5 protein-coding genes are annotated in these 8,524 nt (G+C 57.5%); all 5 read left to right on the top strand.

Annotation, left to right across the window (positions count from 1 at the left end):
- Positions 1-119: 119 nt before the first annotated feature.
- The 5 genes from GR702_RS21695 to GR702_RS21715 all read left to right on the top strand — a co-directional run bounded on the left by GR702_RS21695 (position 120) and on the right by GR702_RS21715 (position 8,307).
- Positions 120-1,412, top strand: coding sequence for a tyrosine-type recombinase/integrase (locus tag GR702_RS21695; RefSeq protein WP_048939546.1), 1,293 nt, complete (start codon positions 120-122; stop codon positions 1,410-1,412).
- A 29-nt stretch (positions 1,413-1,441) separates the two neighbouring features.
- Complete coding sequence (locus tag GR702_RS21700; RefSeq protein ID WP_125999102.1) at positions 1,442-3,247, top strand: hypothetical protein; 1,806 nt, start codon at positions 1,442-1,444, stop codon at positions 3,245-3,247.
- Complete coding sequence (locus tag GR702_RS21705) at positions 3,244-5,391, top strand: site-specific integrase (protein ID WP_125999104.1); 2,148 nt, start codon at positions 3,244-3,246, stop codon at positions 5,389-5,391. Before GR702_RS21700 ends, GR702_RS21705 begins: the two co-directional genes overlap by 4 nt.
- Positions 5,378-5,839 carry a hypothetical protein gene (locus GR702_RS21710; protein WP_048939543.1) on the top strand — a complete coding sequence of 154 codons (462 nt, stop codon included), beginning with the start codon at positions 5,378-5,380 and terminating at the stop codon, positions 5,837-5,839. The genes GR702_RS21705 and GR702_RS21710 overlap by 14 nt, the downstream gene beginning before the upstream one ends.
- Positions 5,840-6,408: 569 nt before the next feature.
- A complete protein-coding gene (locus tag GR702_RS21715; protein ID WP_237449882.1) occupies positions 6,409-8,307 on the top strand; it encodes an alpha/beta hydrolase family protein in 1,899 nt (632 codons plus the stop codon).
- Positions 8,308-8,524: the final 217 nt, after the last annotated feature.

The raw sequence follows: 8,524 nt of genomic DNA on the forward strand, positions 1-8,524 counted from the left end.
AAAATATGAAGTGATCCCTCTGGTGTGCGTTTCGCGGCGGCCTGAGACCGGCTGACAGCAAGCGCATTTCGCCGGACGAGGTATCCGGGTAATCTGGCTACACGCGAAGGGGGTGCCACTTGGAGAGCCGTCTCAGCCTTGCGTCTTTGCCGAAGGATGTGCTCGTTTTTCTGAACGGGCCGGCGGCATACGGCCTCAAGAAGGGAGAACCGGCCCTATTTGACGCCCAGACCTTACGCCTGCTCGAGTTCCCGACCTTCTTCATCCGCCGTCACTATGTTGAGAGTGGGCGTAGAGCGTCACCACATACTTGGCGTGATGCTGCATTCGCTATGGCGAGCTGGATCGAGTTCCTTGCTGATCTCGGCATTCCGGATCTGCACATTGCTGGCCGCCCGGAACTCGTTGCCTATCGCGAGATGTATGAGACCGGTGTCTCGCCCTTGACCAAGCGTCCATATGCAGCTGGAACCATTGCGAACCGTATGTCTGTGATCGCGGCATTCTATGAGCGGTCATTTGAATGGGGGTGGCACAGCGACGCCTCCATACGCCAGCTCTCGACATGGTCACCTTTCCGGCCGCCACTGGATCGTTCGGCATTGTCGCATCTCGGTCGAGTTGATCGACCCCGGTACTGGACTGATCTCGCACCGAAGCGGCGCCCCCACAAATCGACGATACGCCCTTTCATGGCGGCGGAGATTCCCGCATTTCTGCAGGCTCTGGGGCCGCGGGCAACGGAGCAAGTATCTGATCCACGTCCATGTCGTGACAGACTGATTGGCGATTTCGGCCTGTTTGTTGGCCTTCGTAACGACGAGATCCATCAACTCACCCATTATCAGATTGAAAGCATGCGACCGGATAGAGCGGCACCCGCCGCTGAGCAGCCTCTGTCCATCATCGGTAAAGGGCGCAAGAGGCGGATGGTGGCCGTTCCGAACTGGCTCGTCCTCGATGCTTTGACGTACATTACGACAGAGCGCGCTGCTGCTCTTCTTGCCCGAGAAAACTGCGCTGCCGAACCTCCAAATCTTTTCCTGTCTGGGCTGGAAGCCAATGCGCCAGGTCGCCCGATATCTCACCGGCGTTTCCAGCAGGTGATCGAGGAGGCATGCCTTCGTACCAACCTGATACTAAAGGAGAACGTCACCGATCCAGGAACGGGCCAGATATTCGTACGCGAGAGGGCCAGTCACTGTGTCCACGATCTTCGACATACCTATGCTGTGCTCACCTATTGGTTCGAGAAGCGGAACGGTAATCCTGAACCGTGGAAGAAGATTCAAGCCCAACTTGGTCACGCGCAGCTGACAACGACGATCAACACCTATCTCTCATTTGTCGAGATATTTGGCCAGCACGGACATTTTTTCGACGCTCGGCGATTGCTGGGGATCGAACCTTGAGAAGCCCTCGCACTCCATCGATTGCAGCGTTGTTGCGCAAGCAGGCAGAAGCCCCCGGCAGCCTCGTTCCATTCGAAGGGCGGCGCAATCTTCCGGCACCTTCATCGGCTAAGACCATCGTCACCTTTCCGCGCGCCGGATTGCCTCCGCTTTCCATTGAACTAGATTTTCTCAACAATCATCCCCGATTGATCGAACCCATCACTCACGGGTTCCGCCTTTGGGGTGCTTCACACGCTGATAAAACGAAGATTCATCGAAAGCGCGACTTAGCCGTGGGGTGGTTCGGATTCCTCCAGCAAACGGGACGGGCCGATCTTACACTGGCTGATTTCGATAAATCCCTGATGCTGACCTTTATCTCATGGCTGAACAGCGACGAAGCTAGCCGGCACGGGAATCTCCTCCAACCTTCAGTGAGATCCGCTCGTTTCTACGCATTGATCGCAATCGTGGAAGCCTTACGGGATGATCCGGGCTGGGGTTTGCATGCGCAAGGGGTGATCGCCGACGTGCCGAGAAACCTGTGGGTCGGTCGAACGCGCAAGACCAGCCCGAGGCCCCGGCTTTCCAAGGATCATCTCGCTCGGATCATTTCGGCTGCCGAAGGGGAGGTATTTGCGATTGCAGGGCGGCTGCAGCGAGGAGAACATCTCCTCGCCAAGGGAAGAGAAGCTCTTTGTCTCGGCGGCTCATACCGGAAAGACCAGGGCCTGTGCCTCGCCGCATTGGAGTGCATGTACCCGGGAGTTATACCGAACTTTCAAGTTATCCGTCGACATGACACAGCTATTGGGAACGCTGCTCGGATTCTTGGCCGCGAAGAGACCGCAGGCTATTTCTACGCCAGCGGCCGCGACCTCGTTCCTTTCGTTCTGCTCCTGTCTGTCGCGACCGCGTTCAACAGCGACACGATCTTAAGCCTCGAATGGTCCAATATTGCATTCGGGAATCGGTTTGGGCAGCAGTTCGTTCGGATTGTCGGGAGCAAACCCAGGGCTGCCACTGATCCGGTCGCAACATTGGATGCGACTGCCGGAGACGGTACTAATGCCGCCCAGCTTTTCGACCTCCTGAGACGTCTGACCGAACGTCTGCGTCCACACATTACTGACCCACGCGATGAGGATCATGTCTTTCTGTTCGTACCAGAGCGCGGCGACAAGCGCGTAACCTCCTTCGGTCGCGACGACCGCGATACCCAGGATTCAAAATGGCGCCTCGCCTTGCGCAGTTTTATCAAGGACCATGGGTTGGAACCGTTCTATCTGGCCCAAATTCGCCCGACCATTCTCGATGAGATACAGGTGACAACCGGTGATATCCTCGCTGCACGCGCGGTTGGTCAACAGCAAGATCCGCAGACCCTCTGGCGCCACTATACCTCTAACGGTACAATCCAGCGGTATAATGAGCGACTTGGAGAAGTTTTCCTTGCACGTGAACGATGGCGTGAGACTCATGGTGTTATCGACCCGCGCTCAAGATTGCTTGCACCCGCGATGGATCGCGGCGCGGCAACGCCCGGCTTCATCTGCCTTGACCCTATGGACAGCCCACTGCCTGGGCAGCGCCGTGGGCGATTGTGTAATGCTTATGGCCATTGCCCCAGCTGCCCATTAGCTGCGGCAGAAATTGGGAAGGCTGCCAATGTGGCGCTGTACCAGGGGCTGCGTCAGGCGATATATGCGGCCCAGCCAAGTGTTGGACCAAAGGCCTGGGTCGCCCGTTGGGCGCCGATCCTCCTAGATGTCGACGCTCTGCTGCAATTTGTCGACCCTGTGATCGCCGCGACAGCCTCGCGGCTGAACGTCAAGCTACCCACCGTCGGATGACGGCCTTCGCGACCCTGTCGAGCAACTCCAGGCTCCACCTGCGCCATGATGCAGATCTTCGCGATGCGCCAGTATCCCCGTCGAGCAAATGGGGTGATGCTCGCTGGTTCTTCGACAATCCGGTGCCTGGCGCCCCTTCGTCGGCAAGCATGCTCTCTTGGGATCTGATCCTCCCTGATGGTCGCAATCTGCTGGACGAACATCATAACAACCTGCTCGACTGGCTGCGTCGTCTCGCATGGTCGCTCTTTGCTTCGCCCGGTAACAATGCTCAACCTCTCTCACCGGGTTCTGCGTCGACCACCTCAACCGGGCTACGTTACTTGGCATCCTGGTTGGTTCAAAACAGCTATGACAAACCGGATCAGCTCGATCCTGCAGCGCTCGCATCATATCGTGACGACCTCGCTTACTCCCTTGCCGAAGACTCCGACGGCGATGACCTAAGTCAAGCCCAGGCTAACCTTCGTCTTCGGCCCATAATCGCATTGTGGCAGCAGCGTGGGGAACTTTCCGCGGCAGGCATCGCTCCGATGCCGCAGATTCCATGGGGAGGGCGAGGCGCCATCGAGATGGCTAGGGAGGTTACTGCGAGGGCGGACGGATACACGATGCCGCTGCCTGACGAGATTGCCATTCCTGTTCTCAACAGGGCCGCTGATTTCCTGGGCCAACCCACAGATGACGTCCTGAGACTGCAGGCTCAATGCGATGCCATCAATGATCGCGAACCGACCGATCATCACACCGGTCCCGGAACGTCCGAGGTGTATAAAAAGGAACTTCGAGGCGAAGCCTTGAAGGCCTTCATATTCAGCAGGAATCCCCAAACAGGAGAGCCTTGGCACGATCGATTGGAGATCATCACGAACGAACGCGGAGAACTCATCTACCCGGCACAACGCTTCAGGCAATTGCTCTTGGCCGTACGCAATGCGGCAGCGATCACCATTCAAGCAGGCACCGGCATGCGGATATCTGAGATTTGTGGGCTTCCTGCTGGAATGGATGACCAATCTGGCTTGCCGCGTTGCGTGCGCGTCGTACCCAGCTTCACTGGGTTGAACGAGATTTTCCTGATCCGGACTGTTATCTCGAAGATGGAGGACACCCCTAGAGAAGTCGACTGGCTTGCTGGAATGCGACCGAAGGGGGCGTCCGATTTGCCGCTGCCGGTCCGGGCAATCATCATTTTGGATCAGTTACTTGCACGCTACCGGCAGATGCTTCGGTCCGATCGCCTCCTGGTACAATTCACGAACCTCAGAGGGTTGCCGGTCAGGTCGGCATCTGTAGCCCAAATTCGATCCATGTCCCTTCTGAAAGGTATGCGTGATTTTGTCGAAGAGTGGGTAGATTTCACTTCACTCCCCAACCAATCGGAGCATCCGGCCGAAGATAATGACCTTGTCCCGTACAAGAACACCAACGGCCGCTGCATTCGCAGCCACCAATTCAGAAAATTCTATGCAAACTTCGCCCTGAGTGTTGATCCTCGCCTCCTTCCGGCAGTGCAAATGCATTTTCACCATATCAGCCAGGCGATGACCGAAGGGCATTACTGGGGCACCAATCTTCTGCAGATTGAGCCGCTGTCCACGACGCAGCGCCAACATACCGCGCTTCTCCTGTACGAACTTGCCACCGGCAAAACGCTGGTATCCGGGCGCATGGGCGACCAACTTCAGGCCTCGATTGAAGAATTGCGCACCAAAATAGGCGTCCGAGGCGGAGGCGAAGGGTGGCGCAATGCAATCTCTCTCGTGTTCGAATATGATATCAGGCTGTGGTTCGCACCCCATGGCAAATGCCTCCCCCTTGTTCCGCAGGCGATGAGATGCCACCAACTCGCCGGCACATCTTCCTGGCTGAATAAAGAGCCGAACTATGAGACACGGGAGCCCGGCGTGTGCGCCGGCTGCCCATCCTTCGTAATAGATTCAAAACACCGTACTTTCTGGGAGGATCGCTTCCTCGCCAACATGACGGCTTTCCGAGCCGCGGTACGCGCAGGTAACGGCGACACGTTCCGGGTCATCGGCGATCGAGCTGCCCAAGCCCGTGCGCTACTTGTTGCGATTGGCGCTGACATCGGTGCGCTGGAAGCACGCGTCGATATGGAGGCGGTGGATGGCAGAGAATAGGAGACGAGCAGAGATCGAAACCGATTTCTTGATGGCAATCGAACGCTTGGTGAGCGGCAGACCGACCCATCCGGCGCTTAAGAAAAGGAAAGAGGAGACTGGCAGGCTTGCGATCAACATTTCGAATGTGGCGCTCGAGGCTGGCCGGTCTCGGACATTGATCGCAACGAGAGATACCACCTATCCAACCGTCAAGCACCGCCTGATGGAGCTGGCAAAACCTCATGCTTCGCGTGGGACAGCAACTACCATCATCGATTTACGAGCCGAACTTTCCGAGACCCGGAAGCAACTCAAGATGGCGTTGGCCGAAGCTGCCGGGCACTTTCATGCTCGCGTGAATGCCGAGCGCGACGCGGCGCGTTGGCGCCAAGCTTATGAACGGCTTTCTTCGAAAAGGGGCAGTGACGCAAATATCGTTATGTTGAAATCACCGCCGGCACAGTGACCGTTGCGATCTGTAGTGGTGACATCCGGCTCGGTGGCAACAAGCCGAAAATCTTGCCTTTAAAAAGATAGGCGCCTCTATTGATAGGCCATATTCACTGCTGGGATCAAAGTTGGGGCATGCGCAGATCATTTTACGTCTCACTGGCCTTTATGGCCATCACTTTGGTCTCCGGAACGGCAAATGCGGCCCCCCTGACGATAGACGATGTCCTTCGCACGGTAGCTATGGAGCAGGTCGCCGCCTCTCCCGATGGAGAGGACCTTGCTGTCGTTGTGCAACGGCCAGCCGGAGAGGGGGAAGTGGCCGGTCGCACCTTTTATGAAGTGGATCCGTCCCGCGCCGATGTCTGGCTTGTTCGGCGAGATGGGTCTGACCGTCGGAACCTCACTGATGGGCATGCGGCAGCGGCAGGAAACTGGTGCGCGCAGTGGAGTCCAGACAGTAAAAGGATCGCCTTTCTATCGACCCGCCCCGAAGGAGCCGAGCCACATGGCGGGGATGCCGTTCGCCTATACATGTGGACCCGCGCTACAGACGGGATCCGGCGCATTTCGCAGCAGCCCATGATGACCATGACGCGTTACGGCTCTCCGCTTAATGCGCTGGACTTGCGTGGAGGAGCAGACGCGAAGCGCCAGTCGCTGGGATGTACACCCTCGGAGGGGGCAGGCGAACGCGCACCATTTCTCTGGCTCGACGAACACAGGTTGCTCGTCCTGCAGATGCCCGCCGGGCAGAATTCTTCACTGCTCACCCAGAACACGCGCGCACTGGAATTTGCCGGTGAGGTCGCCCAAACGCTGCGGGATGGAACGACAAGCACCGTCGACGTCGCCGACAGCGGCAGAGAAAATCTCTCTGGCACACGAGAACAGTATCAGGTGGAAATCTCGCTGATTGATGCAGCGAGTGGCGAACGGCAGCTTCTGGCTAGCGTCCCAGCCTTTCCTTTTCGCGGAATGCTCTCCCTAGTGGTGTCCCCGGACCGCAAAACAGCGGCTGTCCTGGCCCCTGCTGGCGTGATCCCGCCGCAGGAAGTCGGGCCGAAACCTCTTAACAACGATGAAACCGCATCGGATAAGCGGCTCATCCTCATCGACCTTACCGCCAAGTCTCCCCCGCGCCGGGTCACGGTGCCGGAAGAGGCACGCTATCCACTGGACCTGCTTGACTGGTCTCCTGACAGTACCGCATTGCTTTTGCGCGCGCGGGCGTCCGGCAGTACCCGCGACGTGCGTGTGTTTCGTCTCGATGCAAGTTCCGGGAAAGTCTCTTCCGTCGCCCCAAACTTTGTCGATCGGACTTGGGACGCCGGTCCGGTTGACCACGAGCTCTCTGCCCGATGGCTCAAAAACAGCTCCCTGCTCATACGCGGCCGGCAGATTTCAGCCAGCGAGGGAACCGAAACTTGGTGGTATCTGTCGGAAAGGAGCAAACCGCGTCCAGCCTCTCCCCCGACCAAGTCGAAGCGTCTTGATTTACCCTCAGGCGCACAGCTTCTCGCTCAGGACAGGTACGGTTCGATATGGCGGGAACTGACTGATCGGGGGGTGGTGCTACAAGGAAGGCCGGCCGGCACCGATCGGACGCTGGAGCTTTTCCGGGTCAACCACCATCTGGCCTCCATCGACTGGGGGGCAATTTCCACGATCGATTATGTCAGTGAAGGCGGAGCACCGCTGAAGGCCCTGGTGATCCATCCGCCCGGACACCGTCGAGGGCAAAGCCACCCAGTCTTGGTCTGGGTTTATCCGGGCACCATGATCCGGGGCAAGCAAGACTATTGGGATGACCGCCTTCTGCCCGGAATCTACAACCTTCAACTTTATGCAGCGAAAGGATATACGGTCCTCGTCCCATCCATGCCGCGCGCACAGGAGCTATCCGGTGGCCCCTACCTCCATATGAAAGAAGGGGTGCTGCCGGCTGTGGACAAACTCATCGAACTGGAAGGGAGCGACCCGAGACGTGTCGGGCTCTTTGGGCAGAGTTTCGGCGGCTACGCTACCTACTCCCTTGTTACGCAAACCGGCCGCTTCGCGGCAGCCGCCGCTATCGATGGGATCGCGGACATGCACACGACGTACGGAGCGTTTGATCGCAGCGGCGACGGTTGGCCAGGCATTGCTCAGGACAAGGGAGTTAATCCCACGATCGTGACGACTGCCATGCGCATGCCAGCACAGGCCTATCGTGATCCAGGGATTTACGCGGCCAATTCGCCCATCATGTACACTTCAACGATCCATACCCCGCTGCTCATGGCGCACGGCACATTCGACATACGGGGAAGCGTTGCCGAAGCCGAGGAGATGTTTACATTGCTTGATCAGCAAGGAAAGCCGGCGCGCCTGCTGCGCTATCACGGAGAGAACCATTCTATTGCGCTTTCCCCTGCAAATGTACGCAATCTCTACGATGAGCTAATCGCCTGGTTTGATCTTTATTTGAAAAAGCAGCAATGACATCAGATGCGGGTATCCCTTCAATGATCTGCACAGATCAATGGTCAGCATGCCGCCTTTAGCGGTTACGATCGGTAGAGTTGCAAAGTGCAGTAGCGCTTTGCAACTCTACCGATCGTTCAGATTGTTCATGAACACCGCGGGCAGGTAAATTGAGAATAAGCCCCTGATATCCACGGCAGCAAACGCCATCATAGACAACTTGACTTCATATTTT

The organism is Novosphingobium silvae, assembly GCF_009856825.1.
Classification (GTDB): Bacteria; Pseudomonadota; Alphaproteobacteria; order Sphingomonadales; family Sphingomonadaceae; genus Novosphingobium; species Novosphingobium silvae.